The 23,086-nt window shown below is 38.7% G+C and carries 26 protein-coding genes, 1 tRNA gene and 1 pseudogene; 23 read left to right on the plus strand and 5 right to left on the minus strand.

Features of this window, described 5'->3' with window-relative positions; all coding sequences use genetic code 11:
* Nucleotides 1-18 precede the first annotated feature (18 nt).
* Nucleotides 19-92, minus strand: a tRNA-Thr gene (locus BACINT_RS18175).
* A 241-nt stretch (nucleotides 93-333) separates the two neighbouring features.
* Between BACINT_RS18175 and BACINT_RS18180 the strand changes: the two genes are divergently transcribed.
* The 6 genes from BACINT_RS18180 to BACINT_RS18205 are packed head-to-tail and all read left to right on the plus strand — an operon-like array spanning nucleotide 334 to nucleotide 4,749.
* Nucleotides 334-888, plus strand: coding sequence for a DUF4199 domain-containing protein (locus BACINT_RS18180; protein WP_007665700.1), 555 nt, complete (start codon nucleotides 334-336; stop codon nucleotides 886-888).
* Nucleotides 889-945: 57 nt separating this feature from the next.
* The gene (locus BACINT_RS18185) at nucleotides 946-1,899 is read left to right on the plus strand and encodes a glycosyltransferase family 2 protein (RefSeq protein ID WP_007665701.1); all 954 of its coding nucleotides are present in this window, start codon (nucleotides 946-948) and stop codon (nucleotides 1,897-1,899) included.
* Between the two features lie 4 nt (nucleotides 1,900-1,903).
* A complete protein-coding gene (locus tag BACINT_RS18190; protein ID WP_007665702.1) occupies nucleotides 1,904-2,404 on the plus strand; it encodes a DUF6452 family protein in 501 nt (166 codons plus the stop codon).
* Nucleotides 2,367-3,131 (plus strand): DUF6048 family protein, encoded by a 765-nt coding sequence (locus BACINT_RS18195; RefSeq protein WP_007665703.1) that lies wholly within the window; start codon nucleotides 2,367-2,369, stop codon nucleotides 3,129-3,131. Before BACINT_RS18190 ends, BACINT_RS18195 begins: the two co-directional genes overlap by 38 nt.
* A gap of 4 nt (nucleotides 3,132-3,135) precedes the next feature.
* Nucleotides 3,136-3,717 carry a manganese efflux pump MntP gene (locus BACINT_RS18200; protein WP_007665705.1) on the plus strand — a complete coding sequence of 194 codons (582 nt, stop codon included), beginning with the start codon at nucleotides 3,136-3,138 and terminating at the stop codon, nucleotides 3,715-3,717.
* Between the two features lie 9 nt (nucleotides 3,718-3,726).
* Nucleotides 3,727-4,749 carry an FAD:protein FMN transferase gene (locus BACINT_RS18205; RefSeq protein ID WP_007665718.1) on the plus strand — a complete coding sequence of 341 codons (1,023 nt, stop codon included), beginning with the start codon at nucleotides 3,727-3,729 and terminating at the stop codon, nucleotides 4,747-4,749.
* 109 nt (nucleotides 4,750-4,858) lie between these two features.
* On the opposite strand, the pseudogene BACINT_RS18210 reads toward BACINT_RS18205, so the two are convergent.
* A pseudogene (locus BACINT_RS18210) lies at nucleotides 4,859-5,074 on the minus strand (DMT family protein); the annotation flags it as partial.
* A 70-nt stretch (nucleotides 5,075-5,144) separates the two neighbouring features.
* Here BACINT_RS18210 and BACINT_RS18215 point away from each other — a divergent pair.
* The 13 genes from BACINT_RS18215 (at nucleotide 5,145) to BACINT_RS18275 (ending at nucleotide 17,583) form a co-directional block, all read left to right on the plus strand.
* Complete coding sequence (locus BACINT_RS18215) at nucleotides 5,145-6,959, plus strand: recombinase family protein (RefSeq protein ID WP_007665722.1); 1,815 nt, start codon at nucleotides 5,145-5,147, stop codon at nucleotides 6,957-6,959.
* 47 nt (nucleotides 6,960-7,006) lie between these two features.
* A complete protein-coding gene (locus BACINT_RS18220; protein ID WP_007665723.1) occupies nucleotides 7,007-7,894 on the plus strand; it encodes a hypothetical protein in 888 nt (295 codons plus the stop codon).
* 237 nt (nucleotides 7,895-8,131) lie between these two features.
* Nucleotides 8,132-9,040: a hypothetical protein gene (locus BACINT_RS18225; RefSeq protein WP_044155109.1), complete on the plus strand. Its 909-nt coding sequence runs from the start codon at nucleotides 8,132-8,134 to the stop codon at nucleotides 9,038-9,040.
* A gap of 697 nt (nucleotides 9,041-9,737) precedes the next feature.
* A complete protein-coding gene (locus tag BACINT_RS18230) occupies nucleotides 9,738-10,544 on the plus strand; it encodes a hypothetical protein (RefSeq protein WP_007665737.1) in 807 nt (268 codons plus the stop codon).
* A 360-nt stretch (nucleotides 10,545-10,904) separates the two neighbouring features.
* Nucleotides 10,905-11,924, plus strand: a complete 1,020-nt coding sequence (locus tag BACINT_RS18235) for a DUF3871 family protein (RefSeq protein WP_007665741.1) — start codon at nucleotides 10,905-10,907, stop codon at nucleotides 11,922-11,924.
* 85 nt (nucleotides 11,925-12,009) lie between these two features.
* Entirely contained in the window at nucleotides 12,010-12,456 is a 447-nt protein-coding gene (locus tag BACINT_RS18240; protein WP_007665743.1) for a JAB domain-containing protein, read from the plus strand.
* Between the two features lie 150 nt (nucleotides 12,457-12,606).
* A complete protein-coding gene (locus BACINT_RS18245) occupies nucleotides 12,607-13,194 on the plus strand; it encodes a tyrosine-type recombinase/integrase (protein ID WP_007665745.1) in 588 nt (195 codons plus the stop codon).
* 613 nt (nucleotides 13,195-13,807) lie between these two features.
* On the plus strand, nucleotides 13,808-14,368 hold the full coding sequence (locus tag BACINT_RS18250) for a hypothetical protein (RefSeq protein WP_117911265.1): 561 nt from the start codon (nucleotides 13,808-13,810) through the stop codon (nucleotides 14,366-14,368).
* Between the two features lie 107 nt (nucleotides 14,369-14,475).
* The gene (locus BACINT_RS18255; RefSeq protein ID WP_229034579.1) at nucleotides 14,476-14,748 is read left to right on the plus strand and encodes a hypothetical protein; all 273 of its coding nucleotides are present in this window, start codon (nucleotides 14,476-14,478) and stop codon (nucleotides 14,746-14,748) included.
* The gene (locus BACINT_RS18260) at nucleotides 14,732-15,469 is read left to right on the plus strand and encodes a hypothetical protein (RefSeq protein WP_007665750.1); all 738 of its coding nucleotides are present in this window, start codon (nucleotides 14,732-14,734) and stop codon (nucleotides 15,467-15,469) included. Before BACINT_RS18255 ends, BACINT_RS18260 begins: the two co-directional genes overlap by 17 nt.
* Nucleotides 15,466-16,542, plus strand: a complete 1,077-nt coding sequence (locus BACINT_RS18265) for a penicillin-binding transpeptidase domain-containing protein (protein ID WP_007665755.1) — start codon at nucleotides 15,466-15,468, stop codon at nucleotides 16,540-16,542. The genes BACINT_RS18260 and BACINT_RS18265 overlap by 4 nt, the downstream gene beginning before the upstream one ends.
* Nucleotides 16,539-16,955, plus strand: coding sequence for a lipocalin-like domain-containing protein (locus tag BACINT_RS18270; protein WP_007665759.1), 417 nt, complete (start codon nucleotides 16,539-16,541; stop codon nucleotides 16,953-16,955). Before BACINT_RS18265 ends, BACINT_RS18270 begins: the two co-directional genes overlap by 4 nt.
* Before the next feature lie 106 nt (nucleotides 16,956-17,061).
* Nucleotides 17,062-17,583: a hypothetical protein gene (locus BACINT_RS18275; RefSeq protein ID WP_007665761.1), complete on the plus strand. Its 522-nt coding sequence runs from the start codon at nucleotides 17,062-17,064 to the stop codon at nucleotides 17,581-17,583.
* Nucleotides 17,584-17,635: 52 nt separating this feature from the next.
* Here BACINT_RS18275 and BACINT_RS18280 read toward each other — a convergent pair whose 3' ends face one another.
* Genes BACINT_RS18280 through BACINT_RS18290 form a run of 3 tightly spaced genes read right to left on the minus strand, consistent with a single transcriptional unit; the run spans nucleotide 17,636 to nucleotide 19,025 of the window.
* Nucleotides 17,636-18,007, minus strand: a complete 372-nt coding sequence (locus BACINT_RS18280) for a DMT family protein (RefSeq protein ID WP_007665762.1) — start codon at nucleotides 18,005-18,007, stop codon at nucleotides 17,636-17,638.
* A 32-nt stretch (nucleotides 18,008-18,039) separates the two neighbouring features.
* Nucleotides 18,040-18,243, minus strand: coding sequence for a DMT family protein (locus BACINT_RS18285; RefSeq protein WP_007665765.1), 204 nt, complete (start codon nucleotides 18,241-18,243; stop codon nucleotides 18,040-18,042).
* 26 nt (nucleotides 18,244-18,269) lie between these two features.
* Nucleotides 18,270-19,025 (minus strand): ATP-binding protein, encoded by a 756-nt coding sequence (locus BACINT_RS18290; protein ID WP_007665768.1) that lies wholly within the window; start codon nucleotides 19,023-19,025, stop codon nucleotides 18,270-18,272.
* A 144-nt stretch (nucleotides 19,026-19,169) separates the two neighbouring features.
* Between BACINT_RS18290 and BACINT_RS18295 the strand changes: the two genes are divergently transcribed.
* From BACINT_RS18295 to BACINT_RS18310, 4 genes are all read left to right on the plus strand, one after another.
* Entirely contained in the window at nucleotides 19,170-20,600 is a 1,431-nt protein-coding gene (locus BACINT_RS18295) for a tetratricopeptide repeat protein (RefSeq protein ID WP_007665770.1), read from the plus strand.
* A 6-nt stretch (nucleotides 20,601-20,606) separates the two neighbouring features.
* Nucleotides 20,607-21,077 carry an NfeD family protein gene (locus BACINT_RS18300; protein ID WP_007215881.1) on the plus strand — a complete coding sequence of 157 codons (471 nt, stop codon included), beginning with the start codon at nucleotides 20,607-20,609 and terminating at the stop codon, nucleotides 21,075-21,077.
* 26 nt (nucleotides 21,078-21,103) lie between these two features.
* A complete protein-coding gene (gene floA, locus BACINT_RS18305; RefSeq protein ID WP_007213154.1) occupies nucleotides 21,104-22,105 on the plus strand; it encodes a flotillin-like protein FloA in 1,002 nt (333 codons plus the stop codon).
* 100 nt (nucleotides 22,106-22,205) lie between these two features.
* On the plus strand, nucleotides 22,206-23,084 hold the full coding sequence (locus BACINT_RS18310; RefSeq protein WP_044155356.1) for a nucleoside phosphorylase: 879 nt from the start codon (nucleotides 22,206-22,208) through the stop codon (nucleotides 23,082-23,084).
* Nucleotides 23,085-23,086 lie beyond the last annotated feature (2 nt).

Genomic DNA, 23,086 nt, shown 5'->3' on the forward strand with positions numbered 1-23,086 from the left:
TGTATCTCTTTTCTTTTGAGCCTCTTGTCGGATTCGAACCAACGACCCCGAGATTACAAATCACGTGCTCTGGCCAGCTGAGCTAAAGAGGCGGGTGGGCAAGCTTACTATATCGCGCCGCTACAACCAACTACCTTTGCTGCGATCAAGCCCTGGAGGATTCGAAGGGAGCTGGCCGTATAGGACTTACCCGTTTTTCTTGTTTGCGGGTGCAAAGGTAGGCATTTTTATGAAACATGCAATACTTTGCCCAAACTTTTTTCAACTTTAACAAGAATACACGGGCTACAAACAATATTATTTATACCTTTGCGCCATTATTCCTAATGAAAGATGACAGAAAACAAAGGTTACTTGCAACGATATGCCATGTTGTTCGGCACTTATTTGGGCGGTTTTTGGATTTTGAAATTCATACTGTTCCCTCTGGGTATTAGCGTACCATTTCTCTTTTCCATTTTTATAGGACTAACTTTATGTGTGCCCTTTATGGCGTATTATTACGTGCGCATGTACCGGAACATGGTATGTGGCGGGACAATAAGTTTTCTTCATGCATGGATTTTCACCGTATTTATGTATATGTTTGCCGCATTGCTTACAGCCGTGGCACATTATATATATATCCGCTTTATTGACCAAGGGTTTATATTGAATTCCTATGAAACGATGTTGAACTCTTGGGAAATTACATATAAAGCAGTGCCCGGCATTGATGCATATATTGAACAATTAAGGGAAGGCTTAAGCCAGGTGCGTTCACTGACTCCGATAGAAATCACGATGCAAATGATGTCGATGAATGTTTTTGTGGGATCATTACTTGCCATTCCCACCGCTTTGTTCGTTATGAAGCGCCCACCGGCAGATTATATCGGAGGAAGATAAAATATAAGGATAAAGAAATAGTGTATATAGAAAACAGTTTAATCGTAATATAGAAAGATGGATATTTCAGTTGTCGTTCCTTTGTATAATGAAGAAGAATCACTTCCGGAACTGTACGCATGGATTGAACGGGTGATGAAAGCCCACGGCTTTTCATACGAAGTTATTTTCGTGAATGACGGAAGTACCGACCGCTCCTGGCAAATTATCGAAGAACTGAGTCGAGAATCAGATGCAGTACATGGCATTAAGTTCCGCCGTAATTATGGCAAATCTCCGGCATTATATTGTGGCTTTGAAAAGGCACAAGGAGATGTTGTCATTACAATGGATGCAGATTTACAGGATAGCCCGGACGAAATACCCGAACTATACCGGATGATAACAGAGGATGATTACGACCTGGTATCCGGCTGGAAAAGGAAACGTTACGATCCGCTTTCAAAAACCATTCCTACAAAAATATTCAATGCAACGGCACGCAAAGTATCCGGTATCAAAAACCTGCACGACTTTAATTGCGGCTTGAAAGCCTACAAAAAAGATGTGGTGAAGAACATTGAAGTGTATGGCGAAATGCATCGTTATATCCCCTACCTTGCCAAGAATGCCGGTTTCAAAAAGATCGGAGAAAAGATTGTTCAACACCAGGCACGCAAATTCGGCAAGACGAAGTTCGGCGGTTTGAATCGTTTCTTTAATGGATACCTGGACCTGATCTCACTTTGGTTCCTGTCAGCCTTCGGAGTAAAACCGATGCACTTCTTCGGACTTCTCGGTTCACTTATGTTCATCTTCGGCTTTATTGCAGTAGTCATTGTAGGCGTTACAAAACTATACCAAATGCATAGCGGGATGCCTTACCGTTTGGTTACCGACTCCCCCTACTTCTACTTATCGCTGACCGCCATGATTATCGGAACACAATTGTTCCTTGCCGGCTTCCTTGGCGAACTGATTTCACGCAATGCCCCTGAACGAAATAAATATCAAATAGAAAAAACAATATAAGACTATGAGAAAATTAGTAAAACTGATATTGCTTTGTCTGATTGCTTATCCTATTATCAGTATCGTTTCTTCCTGTTCGGAAGAAGAAGACTGCTCAATGAATGCACGTCCGATGATGCAATGCTATCTTTATAAAATAGACGGAGAGACAGAAAGAGTTGTGAATGATACTCTTGACTCGCTCACCATCACCGCATTCGGTACAGATTCTATCATCCTCAATAACCAGAAGAGAGTACACGGATTATCATTACCACTACGCTATACGGCAGACTCCACCGTACTGGTATTCCATTATAGCAAAGACGTTAAGATTAAAAAAGATACGATTGTCATCCGCCAGAAGAATACGCCTTATTTCCTTTCAATGGATTGCGGCTATCAGATGAAACAAAGCATCACAGGCAGATCATATAGCCGTCATCTACTTGACTCCATATATATTCAAACAGCAGAAGTAAGCATTTATGGAACGGAAAATCTTAAGCTCTTTTATCGTAATTAATCTGGTGCTTTGTTTGTTGGCCGGATTTCCGGTACAAGCACAAAACAGCAACCGTCCTCCTGCCTCTAATCCGCCGAAAGAGCAAAAGAAAGAAGTGGATGAGGAAGCTTTCCCGCTATACAATGGCGTGACCGTCAGTGTTGATTTATGGGGTATCGGAAGCAAAGCTTTCGGAAGTGATTTTTTAAGTTCGGAAGTAGCGGTGGATGTTAATCTCAAAAACCGTTTCTTCCCGATAGTAGAACTTGGATATGGCGGCACCGATGCATGGAATGACAATGGTACCCACTACAAGAGTAATGCGCCTTATTTCCGTATCGGAATGAATTACAACGCTCTTTTCAAAAAGAAATTCAAGAATTACCTGTTTGTGGGACTACGTTACGCCATGAGTAGTTTCAAGTATGATATAGCAACCCTATCGGTAGATGATCCTATCTATGGCGGAGGCATTGGTAATCCGAACCAGGTAGATGACATCTGGGGTGGAAGCTTACCCTTCAACCACAAAGGAATGAAAGGATCCATGCAATGGTTTGAATTTTGTGTCGGCATTCGTGCACATATATGGAAAGAACTCTATATGGGCTGGGGATTGCGCTTCAAATTCCGCACAAGTTCATCTACAGGAGAATACGGAGATCCCTGGTATGTACCCGGATTCGGCAAATATGGCTCCAACACAATGGGCGTAACTTATACAATCACTTATAAACTACCATTCTAAAACTATGACCGGATTAGAGATTTGGCTTCTTGCCGTGGGACTCGCGATGGATTGTTTCGCCGTCTCCATAGCCAGTGGCATTCTTCTGAAACGTACGCTATGGCGGCCTATGCTGACCATGGCTTTTTTCTTTGGATTATTTCAAGCCATCATGCCACTCCTCGGGTGGATAGGCGCCATCACATTCAGCCATCTGATAGAGAGTCTGGATCATTGGATCGCTTTCGCCATTCTTGCTTTTCTGGGCGGACGCATGGTCAGAGAGTCTTTCAAGGACGAAGATTGCAAAAAAGAATACGACCCGAAAAGCTTGAAAGTTGTGCTCGCATTAGCCGTTGCAACCAGTATTGATGCATTGGCCATTGGAGTCTCATTTGCATTTCTGGGTATGCGTGATTTCTCAGAAATACTCCCTCCTATTTCTATCATCGGTTTTGTATCTTTCGCCATGTCTCTTATAGGATTACTATTCGGTATCCGCTTTGGATGCGGCATTGCACGAAGACTACGGGCAGAACTCTGGGGAGGTATTATCCTGATTATCATCGGAACCAAAATATTAATAGAACACTTGTTCTTTAGTTAAACTTCACTTATGGAAAAGAAGGCACAGAGAAATTTCTTATGGATTGCCCTGCTTGTATTGGGAACAATCTGGATACTTGCACGTCACAACCGTACGCAACCTTATTATACAATAAACGGATTGATATTCGGCACGGTTTATAATATAACCTATCAGTATGATGGTGACTTGAAAGTTGAAATTGACGAAGAATTGAAGAGATTTGACGGCTCTCTGTCCCCCTTTAATGATACGGCCACAATTACGCGAATCAACCGCAACGAGGATATTGTACCGGACACTTTTTTCACGAATGTATTCCGTCGTAGTATGGAAATTTCCAAAGAAACGGATGGTGCATTCGACATTACGGTTGCCCCATTGGCCAATGCCTGGGGATTTGGTTTCAAGAAAGGCGCATTTCCTGATTCGGCCATGATAGATAGTCTACTGGACATTACGGGATATACCAAAGTAACCCTATCCAATGAGGGAAAGGTCGTGAAGCAGGATGAACGCATGATGCTATCATGTAGTGCCGTTGCTAAAGGATATGCCGTAGATGTAATAGCACAATTTCTCGCAAAGAAAGGCATTAAGAATTTCATGGTAGATATAGGTGGAGAAATTGTAGCCCAGGGAGAAAATCCAAAGAAAGATTTGTGGCGCATCGGTATCAATAAACCGGTAGATGATTCGCTATCTATCAATCAGGAATTACAAACGGTACTGAATGTAACGGGTGTGGGTATTGCTACTTCAGGTAATTACCGTAATTTCTATTATAAGGATGGAAAGAAATATGCGCATACCATAGACCCAAGAACGGGATATCCGGTACAACACAACATCTTATCCGCCACGGTAATAGCCAAAGATTGTATGAGTGCTGATGCTTATGCTACCGCTTTCATGGTGATGGGATTGGAAGAAGCCGAACGGTTTGCCGATGCCCACCCGGATATTGATGCCTGCTTTATCTACACGGACGAGAAGGGAGAACTTCAAACATACTATACGAAAGGGATGAAAAGGTTTATAACAAGTGATTAGTGTTTAGTGATAAGTGATTAGCGGGTTGCGCTACATTCCGCATGGTGCTAATCACTTATCACTAAACACTAATCACTAATCACTACGAAACTACGCTTCGATAAATTACCTATTTATAGAATACAAAATACACCGCAAGTACCAGACAAATGAATGCCGCAAAATGATTCCAATGCAAACTTTCGCCCTTGAAAAGAACCGTAGTAAATACTGTGAAAATGATGAGTGTAATCACTTCCTGAATAATCTTTAATTGTATCAGCGAGAAAGGACCACCATTACCAATAAACCCGATACGATTGGCTGGAACCAAACAAAAATATTCACTTAACTAAATAGACTTGCCCAAGTGAAATTTTATACCTATATTTGCTTTATAATCAATATATTACATTATGGTAAAAATTATAGGATACGCACGAGTTTCTACTACAAAACAAGACTTATCTCGACAAAAGCTAAAGATTAAGGAGTTCTGTGAGAACAACAATTATGAGTTAATTGAAATTATTGAGGACTTTGGAATCTCTGGTGTGGTTGCAGACAGAAAAGGTTATATCGAATTACAAAGTAAAACCTACAAAGATGCAGACATGATAGTAATCTCTGAGTTATCACGTTTGAGCAGGCAAGAAGATGTAACAGAGACAGTTTACAACATTCAACAGATTATTAATAAAGGATTATCTGTAATACTCTTAGATAGTCCCAGTAAAATTTATGAAGCTAATAAACTTTTAGACATTACAGAAATACTTATCCTCACTATCAAAGCATGGGCAGCAGCACAAGAAAGATTGGATATTAAAAAGAAGAACCAAGATGGGAAGCAAGCTCTCTTCCAAGCTTATCCTTATGCAGTTGTAGACCAAAAAATACCTTATGGATATAAAGCAGTTCCTAATCCCAATGGGAAACGTCCTAAATATATTTTAGAAGAAGTACCAGAAGAAGTAGAGAATATAAAAAGACTCTTCGCTTTAGTAAACTCTGGTAAGACACTGGGAGCAGTAGCCAGATATTTCAATGAAAGGAATATTACTTTTAGAGGATATTACAGCACTGTTGCCATTCTAAGCAACTATATCCATAGTGATATTTATAGAGGAATCAGAAGAAGAACACAGAGATTAGGTAGAGAAGAACCTTATACTATCGAGGTTAGAATAAAACCTATTATCAGTGAAGAGGATTTTATGAAAGCACAAGAGTTGATTAAAAACAACTATAAAAGTACACCAACTGGAAAAGTCAATCATAATCCACTAAAAGGAATCATCAGATGTAGATGTGGGAGAGCCATGACTGTAAAAGACAAAAAGCCAGCAGCAGGAATTTCAAAACTAACATATAGATGTAGCTGTGTTGATAGGAAATCTCATCCAGACTTCTGTAAATATAATATTGATGAAGTTTCTTACGACCTTACGAATGAAATATTATATAGTCTTTTCAAATCTATGCATACAGCAGAATATATCAACTTCTTTAGGAACCAAACAGACAATAGAGTTACAGAGCTACAAGAGGAAATAGCTGGAATTGAGAAACGTTTATCTACCCTATATCTTGATAAAGAGAACTTATCTAACGAAAGCCAAGATAATGCCAATAAGTTTCTACTGACCACCAACCCTACCCTTTTAAACATTATCCAAGAGAAACAGAACCAGTTAGATGAGAAGATAAAATCTATTGATAAAGAAATTATAAAATATAAAAAGTCACAGAGTAAAAAGATGGCAGACATCGAAAGAATTAAAGATAACAATGGTAAAGAGAAACTTCAAAACCTCAGCATCGAAGAACAAGGAGAACTATATCATAAATATTTAGAGAGAGTGAATTATATTCCTGTCACTACCATGCAGGGATATTATATTGTACAGTTCCTTAATGGAATTAAATTTTATATAGCTATTACGAAAGTCAGAAACATTGCAATGGCTTCTCTCCTATTAGATAACTGGACGATTGATGAAAAAGGACTTATAACAGCTAACTACGATACTTTAAAGTCCAGTGATATGAAGAACTTTAGCATAGAAATGATTAGGAAAGCAAAGACTATGACTTTACAAGAATACCTTAAATCAGACCTTGCAAAAGAAAGAGCCTTACATCTTGACCTTAGCTATAGAGAAAGATATTTAGAACAACTTCATAAAGCTGGATTGGATGGTAGGCACAGACCATTAAAGAAAGAATAACCTCATTCTTTTTTATTATCTTTGCCACCAAACCATATAGTAAAGACATGAATCCAATAAATAAATTTACCAATATAGATGCAGTTTACCCTATTACTGACGCAAAGGAGGAAGATACACTATTAGATTATGTTTGGGAACTTGCCATGCTGATACACCCTGCCCTGCCTAAAAAAGTCAAGGGAGGAGCATTGGAGGGAAGTGAAGCCTTACCCACCTTTAAGGAACGATACAATAACAGGCTTATTAAAATGCCACTAACCTATGAAGAATATAAGAAGAACAAAGAGATACAACCAACCCTTGCTGGTTTGGAAATAGATTCAGACAAGTTTTGGTTTCTTCTCCTCTTTATTTGGGATTACACACAAGGGCAATGTTTCAATGCCCAAGAACTTGCTCCGTCACCCATAGGTGAACTGAATAGTTTTATCAGACTGTTATCTCAATATAAGGCAGTTGGAGAGAATCCACTGACAGACCAAATACAATTCAGTAAAGACATCACATTATCCATTCAAATAAATGGTAAAGAAGTGCAGACTATACAGCATCCCAATACCATTGGTTACTTGTTGTCCTTATGTGAAAAGAGCTTCCAATCATTCTGCGATATGGAATTGGAAGATATGATAGCAATGTGCGAAGTACCCTTAAAAGAAACAAACAATACAGAATCCAATAGTAGCCAAATACGCTATTTCACCCTGCTGTTCAAGTCTATGTTACAGCCATTCCCTAATGGAATCATGACAACACAAAAGCGAAGAAGCAGGAACAATGAAGTTTCCTACAATGTTACATTCCTAATATCAAGGCTTATTTATCTGACAAGAATCTCCCCAAATGAGGAGTTTAATCTGGATGAGCGCACATTAAAAGGCTATCTAAGTAATAAGAGCAAACTGACACACGTCAAAAACAGAATCTATTAAGAGCATATTCATTTAAGGGAGAGTAACATCTCCCTTAAATTTTACTCTCCCTAATCCTCATGACTTCTTTCCATCTTTGCAGCATCAAAGGAACAGGACTTGCAAGGCAGACAAGTTAAGAGAGAAGCAAATCCCCTTAAATTTTACTCTCTCTTAATCTTCTCCAAAGTTCCGACCTTTGCAACATCAAAATCAATTAAAGCTGGAGCGCACCAGTCTAAAAACTGCAAAGAATATATGATGACTATTTATTTTTATGGCAGCAATCGTGAAATCGTAGCAGAGAATGTAAAGAAGTGCTATTCCATGATTAAGAAATATGGCTTTAATGCTGCAATGGGTAAGATTAAGTTAGTTGGCAGCGAGGATTTAACAGGAGAGAAATTATTAAAGGTTTCCATTGTTCCCAAGTCCAATGCCAAACCTCTTTCAATAGATAACTGGATGCTGAACACAGAGGAAGTTACAGATGTCAATGAAAGAGCAACAGCTAAAGCCCCAGTGGATGGACAACACAGGATAATAGCCATGTTCATATTAGAGGCAGAAGGTCTTCTTAATTTTAATGAGGAAGAAATGACTGAAACCGTTAAGAAACCAAAGAATATGAGTTTAGCATTATTTACAGCTTCTATCAACAATGGCAGACCTTGGAATTACAAAGACTTTGGCAAGTCAAAGCTCCAGACAGGGAACGAGAGAATTGATTATATTGAAGCGCAAATTCAAGAAACAGGATTGAAGTCTGACGTAATCTATAGCCTTTATACTTTGGGGCAACCAGAGGTTAAAGCCAATGTCGCCAAAGACCTTAAAATGGGCATAAACAGACTGCCCAAATCCTTAAAGTTAGATGCTACAACCCAAGAGTTAGGCGATAAAGTTCTAAAGGCTTTCAAGAGCAGTAAAATCTCTGAATCCACATACGATAATGGAAGATTAACCAAAGGATTTAAGTTGTTCTATAATGAGTACAAACCAGAGATTAGCCAAATCCAACAGCTGATTGCCTTGATTGATAAAAATGTGTGGTTTGATAATCAGAAGCCAGACGGTAGTGCAGAAGCCAAACAATATTATAAGAATTTTGAGAAATGGTTCCAATATATGAATGAGAGTAACAACAAGTCTGAGGAAACCGCATAACAAACCAACAGCAAAGCCCATATGGCAGGTGGGCTTTCTCTTCCCAAGTTCTTAGACATTCTGAATAGTCTAAAGTCTGATTCTTAAATATGTGGTCTTATCATTAGTTCCTCACTCATGGAATTACTAACTTTACAGTACCACAAACAGATAATTCCACTACACAGATAAGCAGACTACGAACTATTCAGAATATCCAAAATGGAAGAATTTACTTATGAACAGATAAGGGTTAAGGCTCTTAAACAGGGAGTAAAAGATAACAAGGTTCATATTGGACTATGGGCTAATCTTAATAACTATCTAAAGACAAGGAGAAAGAAGAATGGAAAGGTTACGACCTATTATATTGCATTGCAGAAATTGGCTTACTGACAAGATAAAAATTGGAGCAGAGAGATTCATATTGTCTAATTTAGGAGGTGTGCTTATTCACTTTTTACTGCATGTCTAAACACCCCCTCTCTACATTCCTACGCTACAATCCAATAAGACCCATGCAATGTCCTAAAGGACACCGCACAGGTAATCTGTAAGCTGGGAGTAACCTAAACTGATGATATGTGGATTTATAACAACAATTCTTATGACAAGCTGAGCGAACTTAGGAAATCCAACAGGTTAAGCTCCTCTAAAGTGAGATTCTTATTAAAGACCAACCAAATTATTTTAATCAAACATATTGAGCGATTGCCTTATGAAGCTACCATTCAAGAAATATACAGTAATGAGCAATAATCTGATTCAGAAATTGGGTTGTGCTGATGTTTACAGGACATACGTGTTACTATTGATAGCAGACAAATATACACTGACCACTGACACTACAATAGACGAACTTGCATCATTCGTTGGTGATAAACCTGCCAACTATAAAGGTGGTAAGAGTTCCAAATCATTCAATGACAAGTTAAGAGCCACAGGGGAAGTTACCATACAGAACAAGGATAGTGGCAGGAATGACAGAACTTGGACTGATTATATATTCTCTCCTGTCTGCTTTGGGCATTACAGAAGAATTAACAGGGAGTTCTACGATTCATATAATAATACTTTGGATTTAAAACTCAGAGGATTCATCCTTAAACTGTTCAGTGCAGCAGAGCCACACAGCCATACTATTACCTTATCTGTAAGAAAACTGAAAGAGCTAATTCACATGGGGCATGGTACTATGGATAAATATATAGACCAACTAAGGGATATGGACTTATTGGATGAAGTTGGAGATTCAATCATTTTAAAAGCCAAAGGTCTTATAATAGACCTACCCAAAGATAAATATGTGAAGGAAGTGAAAGCTGTCTTTGAACACATGATAGCATTTAACGAGAGCAGAGGAAACCCCATTTCAAGGGAGTGCATGATTTATAAGAAGTACAAGGAGAAAAACTTTGAGGGAGTTAAAAATATGCACGCTCTTATGAAATCATTATCAAGTGGATTGGTAGGCAGGAAGCAGGAGGCAAAGGACAAGGAAGAACTGCCAGATTTAATCTTATAATGTGACAATATATAAGGTAAAAAATGGATTTTATAGCCCCAATCACCAAAATGTTGTACGAGATACCATACCCCTAATTTATACCCCCTCTCACCAAGCAGAATAAAAACGGAATTGGTCAGACACCTGCCCACCCCCTCAACCATTATAAATTTTACTATTCACCTCACATCATTCATGGACTTCTTAAAGAGATACACAATACAGACATAATGGTAATATAGTCTAATTGTAATATCACTTAAAAGTAATTCAGCGAATTGTAGTAAAGTTCAAATCGTAACGGAGCAATCCAAAACGATATGGACTTTACCAATTCAGAGTTAAATCAATCAATAATCATTTAAACAGTTTATCATTATGAGAAATTTAGTTATCATGCCAGCTATGGCACAGCGTAGAGAATCATTAAACATGGGTGAGTTTGCAGAAGAAGCAATCATTGTAGAAGAAGTTACAGCACCCAAGAAAGTAAACCATTTCATTGAAGCGAATACGCAGGAAGTAACCTTACAGCACCTACAACAAGACTGCATCATTCCAAGTTTTGCATCAATGGAAGAAACTATTAGTCACCAATCCTTTATAGGTGCAGTAGTGGATGCAGCTAAAGATTACTTTCATGGAGAGCAGTTTGATATGCCAGAGATTAGAATTTCACACCCTATCAATGGTAGAATACCAAGTGCATTAGGTAAGAAGGCTTCTGAACTGACTGATGAAGAGAAAACTTTGTTCTATCAGAGAATGTGTTTCTGCTTTGAAATTCCATCCATTGTACACGATGAATACGGTAATCGTTTAGCATTATCCATTGGTGGAGTGAGAACATATAACGAGATTAACTTGTACAGTAAGAAGTCTGTTGAGAGATTTAAAATCTTCATAGGATTTAGAAATAGAGTTTGCAGTAATCTCATGCTCACCACTGACGGTTTGCAGGATAAGATAGAAGTCCTAAGCGTACAGGAACTATATGCAGCAGCATTGAATCTGTTCCATGCTTACAACCCATCCAAAGACCTACATTTGTTAAGAACACTTGGGCAGATGTCAATCTCAACAAGCGAGTTCTGTCAAATAATAGGCAGGATGAGATTATATCAAGCTCTTACACCCAACCAACAGAAACGCTTACCTCGTCTATTATTAGGAGACAGTCAGATTAATGCAGCTTGTAGAGCATTCGTTTCTGATGTGAACTTCAAGAGTACAGGGGACAGCATTACAGGCTGGCAGCTCTTAAACCTGCTCAATGGTTCTGTAAAGTCAAGTTACATTGATAACTTCTTGGAGAGGAATCTTAACTGTACAGAGTTTGTACAAGGCATTCAACGTGCCAAATTAGGAGATAGTGAATACGCTTGGTTCTTGGGCTGAGTGGATTGTTGATTGAGAGAGGAAAGGGCATCATTAACTTGGTGTCCTTTCTTTATTTCTACCAACTTATTAAATATTGTACATTATGGATATAGATTATACTGTGGGTGAAGTGGAACTGTCCTACAAACCCAAATTCAAGAAACTGCATAAGGTAGTCAGTTCAGAGGACGCTTATAAATACTTACTTCCTACCTATAAGGAGGGAACTATCTGTTACAAAGAATATTTTAAAGTCTTGTTTCTAAACCAAGCCAGCCAAATTTTAGGTTACACTCTCATTTCAGAGGGAGGAATTACTGAAACTTGTGCTGATGTCAGAGTAATTCTACAAGCTGCATTACTCACCAACTCAGTAGCCATTATTCTTGCACATAATCACCCAAGTGGTAGCATGAAACCAAGTAGACAGGATATAGAGATTACTAAACAGGTCAAGGATGCTGCAAGACTTATGAGGATTACAGTAACAGACCACCTCATATTAACAGATGCAGGATATTACAGCTTCGCAGACGAGGGAGAATTATAATAAGGTAAAGGACACTCAATTTCTAAGTTGGGTGTCCTTATCATATTCACTTCTGCTATTAGTGAATGTTCCTTTAGTAATCAGCGAGTTAGTAAATCCAACTCAGAATTAATATTCACTTCTATTCGTTTCATTATAAAACAGAACATTATGTCACTTAAATATTCAAGCACAACCGCAGACTATCTTGTTTGGTCTGATGCAATGAACCTCATAAGGAAGTTAGCCAAAGACGAGAATTATAAAATCTCACTCCTTATTAGTTTGGGATGCTTCACAGGATTAAGAATATCTGATATTCTATCTCTAAGGTGGAAGCAGATATTAGGTGCTGACGAGTTTACAGTAATTGAGAAGAAGACAGGCAAAGTAAGAACTATCAGACTGAACCCCCAATTACAGCAGCACATCAAAGAGTGCTACGAGCATATAAATCCAGTTGGAATCAATGCACCAATTCTTATAAGTCAGAAAGGCACTATCTTCACAGTACAGAGAATCAATATCATTCTTAAAGAGGTAAAGAAGAAGTACAAGTTAAAGATTAAGAACTTTAGCTGCCATTCACTTAGAAAGACTTTTGGCAGACAGGTCTATAACATGAACAGCGATAACGCAGAGTTGGCATTAGTAAAACTCATGGAACTGTTTAATCATAGTTCTGTTGCCATTACTAAAAGATACTTGGGATTAAGGCAGGAAGAAATCTTACAGACTTATGACTGTTTGAGCTTCTAATGAATTGGGACAGGATTATTAAGATACATCTTTATAGTGGTCTGAATGGTTCTGTCCCAAATCAATGAAATATTGAGCTTAGATACATCTAAAGTCCAATCTTGGCAGTTTGGCATTTCAACCTTATAGAAGTAAGTCAATTCCATAAGTTTACAGAGTTTATAACTATCTCAATTTTTATTAATCATGTTAGAGGTAGCAGTTCTTGAATATCCAATAATATGCAGTCTTAAAGATAATAATTCAAGAATTCAAGGTGGGTAATAATATTCAGAATTTACTCTTTATATGGGGAGCAGTGAATTTGATACCCACCCTAAAATGGAATTCGGGCTATTTTTTAGCTGAGTTATTGGCAGCTAACCAAACATTCATAAATAGCCATAATATAGCCACATAAAATTTATAATACTCCTTTTATATAGTCCAAATGTTAAAATACAGAACTTCATATACTTTCATTCCTTTTATATTTTTGGGTAAATAATATATTTATATATTTGCAATAGATTTTAAGCATTGATAATTAAATAGTAGTTTGATTATGTGTCCCTCAATGCTTTTTAATTATTGCTTATCCATAGGGGACAGGTGAGCATAATATATGCAAAATATGATAGACGCATTATCAAGAATTAAAGGACTTGTAGAGGTTAAAAAGAATGCCATAAACTTAGGTGTGAATTTGGGACAACTTCCCAATAACGAAGTCTTGGAAATACCAGAGTTACTCACCATAGAACACAACATTTCAGAGCGGATAACTAAAATGATGTGGCAATATTTTGAGAATGTACGCTCTACTTTGCCTGACGGTCAGCAAACGAGATTAATTTTCAAATCTTGTGCTTTTGCAGGAATGTTAGCTACTTATGAATTTAAGAAAAGAGGTTTTGTAAATGAAAATGCCCTATTCCAAATATTTATAATAAACAACATTTCAAGGTTAATAGAAAATGTTGAAGATGCAATAAATATGGATGCGAGGGAAGATTTTATTATAAACGGTTGGTTAACCCAATGTAGCGAAGATACATTCAATGATTTATGCTATATCTATAATGCAACGGATGGGCAAACTAAATGGCAAGCATGGAAAGATACATGTACAACCATGTTTTGCATAGGAATGATATACGCCAACCATAGAATAAAAGGAAACCTTTCTTTTTAATGCAGTCTAATCTCCATACATATCAGCAATGTTTATCCGTTTATTCTATATGGATTAAATCTAATATAGACCAAGACCAAAAGGATTACTATAAAGAATGTACCAATATGGTTATTTGGTACGGTAGGCATTGGGGAGATAGAATACAACTTATATTCTTTAAGGACAAGACAGATTACAGAAATATTTTAGATAATAAGTCTTTTGCTTGGAGGGTTGAAGTTCATTATTGGGGTTGCAAACTCTACCATTATCCACCCAATCCAACAAGAGAATGGATGATAGACTTTATAATTTATGCAATTATAGATATTTACAAGAATGGGGACATACCTCATCCTTATAAGAAAAAAGAAAATAAAAATGGAGAAACTAAATAGCATTTGTCACAATATTAGGGTAGCTTTCAGAAAAAGAGATAAAGATTCAATGATATTATTCTCAAATATGTTATGGGAACATCTGGATAATGAAGGCTGGAAAGTTAGTGAAGATTATTGGGTTTACAATGATAAGCACTTATTAGATAGAGGAATAGCCTGTACTATCCAATCCTTTATGTTTTCAGATTCATCCTACGATGGAAAAAAAAGGAAGTATGCGTTTATGATACAAGCTATGTTTGAATTATGTCGTGGTTTACGTTTTGATTCAAATAGCAAATATATGAGAGCTGAATATGCTTATTGGTTCTTTTTCTGTTTCTGTTCAAATATTTCCTTATTGCAAAGCATGATGGAAGCAACTCTAAAAGATTATAAGAAAACTGTAAATGATGAAAATATGTTAATAATTCCATTTCTAATACTTAACCATTTGAATCAATTTTGCATAGAGAAAGACAATATAGAAATGACATATACACCTTTGTTTGATACTAAGAATGGACTTGACGAAAAGGATTATTTAAAACTTTTCAACCAATACCAAGATATAGCTATCCCATTACTTCAAGAGGCTGAAAGCAATCCTAATATAGAATTTAACTTAGAATCTTTAGAACAAGAAAGTGAATTGGTTTATGAATTTTTTCTCAGATATGTAATGTTAGGACAGTCATCTTCTATCTACAAATCAATAATAAAATATCAAGAATTATGAAGAAAATTAATATTGGCATCTTCACATTTATAATATTATTAACTTCTTGTCAGTTCCAACCGCATAAAGGCAAACCAAACTCCATTATAGACAACACTTTACAAGCCAAAGCTACTTCTATCTTAGAGAACAAGCTATCTGAACTTAATGCCTTATCTGGGCAAACTATTATTATGGAAGTCCAGACAGGGCATATAAAGGCTATGGTTGGACTTGAAAGGAAAGACAGTGCTAACTACCAACCTTGTGAGAACTTCTCCCAAGCACACGAATCAGCACTGATGCACCCTATATCCATATTGGCAGCATTGGAAACAGGTAAAGTCAAATTAACTAATATGGTAGATGTGGGCGATGGAAGCTATTCTGTACAGGATAGAGAATTAAAAGACCATAATTGGCATAGAGGTGGATATGGTGAAATCTCTATCAAGCAAGGTTTAGCTTCAAGTTCAAACATTGCTGTTTATAAAACAATGGAGAAAGCATTTGAAGATGATGCACAAGCATACTTCAATCTGTTGAATAATATGAGTTATGGTAAACCAGACAGCATCGCAGGCATAGCTAATCTGAAACCTGCATACTTTGTTACTCCTAAAGATAGCGGTTGGAGTGATACAGCCTTTGCATGGTTCTGCATTGGATATAATCAAACTATTACCCCTATACAAATGCTAACCTTTTATAATGCTATTGCTAATAGTGGAAAGATGGTACAACCTCAACTTTACAAAGACAGTACAACAGTTATCAATCCACAGATAGTAAGTCAAGCCAACATTGACAGTCTGAAACAGGCATTGGAATATGTGGTAACTGATGGCTTAGGACAACCTGCCAAGTCTGATAAGATACAAATTGCAGGTGAAACAGGAACAGTACAGCTTGAAGATGGAAGCTATATTGTAGAGTTCTGTGGTTACTTCCCTACAAATGTTCCCCAATATTCTATCATTGTTTCCATCCATAAAGAGAGACTACCTACAAGTGGTGGATTGATGGCAGGTGATGTGTTTAGGCAAATTACAGAATATATTTCTACTTACAATAAATATTTTAATTCAAAATGAGAACATTTAGATTAATTGGAATGACCTTATTAATGATCATGTTAACTGTAAACTTTACAGCTTGTAGCGATGATGAAGAAGATACATCTTCTTACTCAACAGACATTGTTGGTGTCTGGACAATTGTCTGTGATGAAGGCTGGGAAATTGATGACAATGGAGAAAAAGATAGTTGGAAAGAAGAGGATGCAGACCTCTTTCTGAAATTCTATGAAGATGGTACAGGAACACATGCTGATGACCAAGATTTTAATCCATTTACATGGAGCATTACGGATAATAAGCTAACTTTAAATCCTACAACCAGCTATTATGAAAAAGAAGTGTGGAATATCTCAATGAAAGATAACACAATGACACTTGAAATATCTGGACAGGATTTTTATAATAAGTTAACCTGCAAAAAGAAGTAACGAATTTCTAATTATATTATTAAAAACAGCATTTGAGCCTTAGAAACTCTTATGCTGTTTTCTTTTTTTCTTATTAATCATTATATTTGTCACAAATTAAGATTTTATGTTTGATTGGTTTTATAGAAAGAAGAATAACCTTTCGTTGCAGGAAGTTTCATCATTTGAGATAGAGCCTGTAAAAAAGTTTGCCCTACAAGGATGGAAACTTGGAAATATTCATGGGTTATCACATTGGCAAAGAGTAGAACGTAATGGATTGTTACTTGCTACCTCAAAAGTAAATATAACAGTAGTCAGATTATTTGCTTACCTACATGATAAATGTAGAATTGATAATGACAGAGATATTCAACATGGAGTAAGAGCTACTAAAATGCTGTGTGAGATTAGGCACTCTCTATTAAAAGATATTACAGAAGATGAGTTTTATATGCTATCAAAGGCTTGTGAATTGCATACGACAACACTCAAAACAGGAAATATAACCATTGATACTTGTTTTGATGCAGACAGGTTGGATTTGGAGCGAGTTGATATTATCCCAGACCCTAATAGAATGGCTACTACCAAAGGGAAATATTGGGCTAAACATTTAGATAAATTCCATCAAATAGCATTAGGTTAACTCAAATACGGAGCAGCATTTAAGGGAACTCTTATGCTGCTCTTTTCTACAACTATTTCATAAATACAAAATAAACAGCCAATATCAAGCAAACAAAAGCAGCTATATGATTCCAGTGCAAAGCTTCACCTTTAAAGAATACAGTTGTAAAGACAGTGAATATAATAAGAGTTATTACTTCTTGAAGAACTTTCAACTGCATCAATGAAAATGGTCCTCCATTACCAATATATCCAATGCGATTCGCTGGAATTTGACAAGAATACTCAAAAAAAGCAATTGACCAACTAAAGGCTATTACCCCTATCAATGGAAGAGCTGCAAACCAAGAATATTCCTGTTTCATCTTCAAATGACCATACCAAGCAAAAGTCATGAAGACATTCGATACTATAAGCAATAAAATCGTGTAGAGAGCTTTCATATTATTCTAATTCTACTATACATTATTATATATCAACGTAAAGTGTTAAATTTCCAGTTGGGTTTTTCCGTTTTATTATACTCCGCAAGAGCGATACTCCATGAAAATAAGATTATGGCGTAAAGCGGCCAATTAGTAATCACTTTCATATCTTGCAACTTCAGATGACCATACCATGCAAAAGTCATAAAGACATTAGACACTATTAAAAGCAGAATCGTATAAAGACCTTTCATTTCAGTGATGAATATTTAAGGGGTGATTAATCTAAATTATCAATTTTCTGAGGAAGAAGTTCCTCCTGAACATTTGCCATACTTCCCCAAAGACTATAGCGAGCTTCCGGGTTCATAGCTTCCAACTGATGTAGAATATCTTTCATATTACTACGGTGAGATTGCGCCTCATAAGGACAATTCTTCACCTGCTTACGATACCCTCTTATTTGGGCCAGTTCCAGCAAATCAACCTCATGTACCAAACACATCGGCCGAATAATCGTCATATCAAATTTCTTCATTACCAAGCGGGGCGGCATGGAACTGAATGCCCCCTGAAAAGTGATATTCATCAATAGCGTTTCCAGAATATCATCCATATGATGTCCCAATGCTATCTTGTTGCATCCCTGCTCCTTAGCCACCGTGAACAAGGCCTTGCGCCTATTCCATGAACAAAGGAAACAAGGTGATTTGCGTGTATCTGTACTTGCATCAAATTCCGTTTCATACAATACAAAAGGGATTCCCCATGACTCTACATAATCACGAAGATATGTCAGGTCACTCTGATACGGAATATTCTTCATCACTACATGGACGGCAACCACCGCAAATCTGGGCTTAAAAATTCGGGCGCGTCTTGCCAATAGCTCCACTAATGCCAAAGAATCTTTGCCACCCGAAAGCCCGATAAGGATCTTATCCCCATCCTCTATCAGACCATATTCTACCAGTCCTTTACTAAACCGCTTTTCAATGCGGCGGACGGTTTTCTCTTCTTTGGTGAATTGAGCCATAACACTACATAAGATTTGCGGTTGCAAAAGTAAGAGAAAAGAATGATTTAAAGAAGAATTAACATAATAGAATAACGGAAATCAGCATTATTCCCGATTAATTTGTATTTTTGAACATTCGAATTTGTAAGTTGGATAACTAGCATGAAAAAGAGATATATTTTACTCCTTCTATTTTGTCTCACATTAGTCGGTGTATCGGCACAGACGTTGGAGGAAGCGAGAGCTTTCTACAATCAAGGGCAATACGAGAAAGCCAAACCGATTTTCCAGAAACTCGTAAAGACACAACCGGCAAATGGAAATTATAACTTATGGTACGGCGTATGTTGCCTGGAAACAGGAGAACCAGAAGTAGCTTTGAAATATCTGGAAACCGCCGTAAAAAGACGGGTGCCCAGTGGACAACTGTATCTGGCGCGAAATTACAATGACCTGTATCGCTTTGAAGATGCCATCAAATGCTACGAAGACTACATCAGCGACCTGGCCAAACGGAAAAGGCCGACCGCAGAAGCCGAAAAGCTATTGGAGAAAAGTAAAGCCAATTTCCGCATGTTGAAAGGGGTTGAAGAAGTTTGCATTATCGATAGCATCGTAATAGACAAAGGTCGTTTTCTGGAAGCTTATAAAATTAGTCCTGAGTCCGGTAAACTATTCATGTACAATGATTTCTTCCAGAATGAGGCAGAAGTTGAGGCTACCGTATATGAAACGGAACTCGGCAATAAGATTTATTATGGTGAGCGCCAACCGGACGGTAAACTCAGCATCCTCTCGCGTAACAAAATGCAGGGCGAATGGGGCAAAGGTAGCTTGCTACCCAGTAGTATAAATGATTCCATCAATGCCAACTATCCGTATGTATTGACAGATGGCATCACCATCTATTATGCCGCGGATGGTGAAAATTCGATAGGTGGTTACGACATATTCGTCACCCGTTACAATACCAACACGAACACCTACCTCACTCCGGAAAATGTGGGTATGCCGTTCAACTCTCCCTATAATGACTATATGTTCGTTATCGACGAATATAATAATCTCGGATGGTTTGCCTCCGACCGTTACCAGCCGGAAGGAAAAGTTTGCATTTATGTATTCATTCCAAATTCTTCCAAAAGGGTATATAATTATGAAGCAATGGACCCGAAAAAAGCAATCGGGCTTGCCCGGATTCATTCTCTGAAAGATACGTGGACGGATCAGGATGCCGTAGCCGATGCCAAACATCGACTACAAGCCGCATTCGATGAAAAGCCACAAACCACGAAAAGTCATGAGTTTGAGTTTGTAATCGATGACCAGAATACTTATTATCAACAAAGTGATTTCAAATCTCCTCAGGTCAAAAAACTGTTCGGCAAATACCTCCAATTAGAAAAGGCTTTCAAAGAGCAGCAAAACAAATTGGAAGAGCAACGTTCCTTGTACTCCCGTGCCAAGGAAAGCGATAAAGCCAAACTGGCTCCCGCCATACTCGACCTGGAAAAGCAGATACAACAATTATCAGGTGAATTGGAGAAGGCCGCCATTGAAGTGCGTAATACAGAAAAACAATCCTTTAAATAGAAAACTATGGACATACTTATCATCATTGTACTCATTGTTGCGGCAGTTATCCTGTTCTTGGTAGAACTGTTCGTCATCCCGGGCATCAGCATAGCCGGAATTCTGGCCGGAGCTTGCATGATCTATGCCAACTACTATGCCTTTGCCTATCTGGGTACAACGGCTGGTTTCATCACGCTCGGTGTATCGGCAATAGCCTGCATAGGCTCATTGATACTCTTCATGCGCTCCAAGACCTTGGATAAAGTGGCGTTGAAGAAGAATATCACATCGAAGGTGGACCGTACGGCTGCGGATCAAGTAAAAGTAGGCGATACGGGTGTGGCCATTACACGCCTGGCACTGATCGGCAATGCCGAAATAGACGGCAACATCGTGGAAGTGAAATCCATGGACGGATTCCTGAATGAAAAAACCCCTATCATTGTAAACCGTATTACGGACGGCGTTATCATGGTAGAAAAGAAAAAAGACTAATATTCACACTTAATATCTTATAAATCATGAACGTAGACACTATGTACCTTACTGCCTTTCTTGTGATAGGAGGCATTATCTTCATCGTACTGTTCTTCCACTATGTTCCTTTCTTCCTATGGTTGTCCGCCAAAGTTTCGGGAGTCAGGATTTCATTGGTGCAATTGTTTTTAATGCGTATCCGTAACGTACCTCCCTACATCATTGTACCGGGTATGATTGAAGCACACAAAGCCGGATTGAGCAACATTACCCGCGACGAGCTGGAAGCTCACTACTTGGCTGGTGGACATGTAGAAAGAGTGGTGCACGCCTTGGTATCCGCCTCTAAAGCTAATATTGAATTATCCTTCCAGATGGCTACCGCAATCGACCTTGCCGGACGTGATGTGTTCGAAGCCGTTCAGATGTCGGTAAACCCGAAGGTGATCGATACTCCTCCGGTGACCGCCGTAGCAAAAGATGGTATCCAGTTGATAGCCAAAGCCCGTGTAACGGTACGCGCCAATATCCGCCAGTTGGTGGGTGGTGCCGGTGAAGACACTATCCTGGCCCGTGTAGGCGAAGGTATCGTATCTTCCATCGGTTCGTCCGAAAACCACAAGTCAGTATTGGAAAACCCGGATTCAATCTCCAAACTTGTGCTCCGCAAAGGTCTGGATGCCGGTACGGCTTTCGAAATCCTGTCCATTGATATCGCTGATATCGATATAGGTAAGAACATCGGTGCGGCTTTGCAGATAGACCAGGCAAATGCCGATAAGAATATCGCCCAGGCCAAAGCTGAGGAACGCCGTGCAATGGCCGTGGCCAGCGAACAGGAAATGAAGGCGAAAGCTCAGGAAGCACGCGCCAAGGTGATCGAGGCAGAAGCCGAAGTACCTAAGGCCATGGCAGAAGCATTCCGTAACGGCAACCTGGGCATCATGGATTATTATCGGATGAAGAACATCGAAGCTGATACTTCCATGCGCGAAACCATAGCCAAACCATCGGGAAACAACTCAAATCAGCCGTTGAGTAAATAACCGGTAGAATTATAGCCCCAGAAAAACGTCGGAACCGGTGAACAGTAATCCCGTTCCGGCGTTTTCTATTTATAAACGTATCAACCAAAAAATCCAGAATATGAAAAAGTATTTTGCATCTTCCGAACTTATTATCAATGATGACGGTTCAGTTTTTCATCTGCACGTAAAGCCCGAGTGGCTGGCAGACAAAGTAATCCTAGTGGGCGACCCGGGCAGAGTGGCACTGGTAGGCTCACACCTTGAGAATAAAGAATGTGAAGTGGAAAGCCGCGAGTTCAAAACCATTACAGGTACCTACAAGGGCAAACGCATCACGGTGGTTTCTACGGGTATTGGTTGCGACAACATCGACATTGTGATGAACGAACTGGACGCCTTGGCCAACATCGACTTCAACACACGTGAAGAAAAGCCCCAACTTCGCCAGTTAGAACTGGTGCGCATCGGTACTTGTGGCGGTTTGCAACCGAATACGCCCGTAGGTACATTTATCTGCTCGCAAAAGTCCATTGGTTTCGATGGCCTGCTGAACTTCTATTCAGGGCGCAATGAAGTGTGCGACCTGCCATTTGAGCGTGCATTCCTGAACCACATGGGATGGTCGGGGAATATGTGCGCACCTGCTCCGTACGTGATCGACGCCAATGCCGAACTGATAGAGCGCATTGCCGGAGACAATATGGTACGCGGTGTAACGATTGCCGCCAGTGGTTTCTTTGGCCCGCAAGGACGCGAACTACGTATTCCGCTGGCTGACCCGAAGCAAAATGAAAAGATCGAGAACTTTGAATACAATGGCTATCGCATTACGAACTTCGAGATGGAAAGCTCCGCACTGGCCGGTTTGAGCCGCCTGATGGGACATAAGGCGACCACGGTATGCATGGTCATAGCCAACCGGTTGATTAAAGAAGCCAATACGGGCTACAAGAATACGATTGACACTTTGATAAAAACCGTACTGGACAGAATTTAAGA

The sequence above is a fragment of the Bacteroides intestinalis DSM 17393 genome (assembly GCF_000172175.1).
GTDB lineage: Bacteria > Bacteroidota > Bacteroidia > Bacteroidales > Bacteroidaceae > Bacteroides > Bacteroides intestinalis.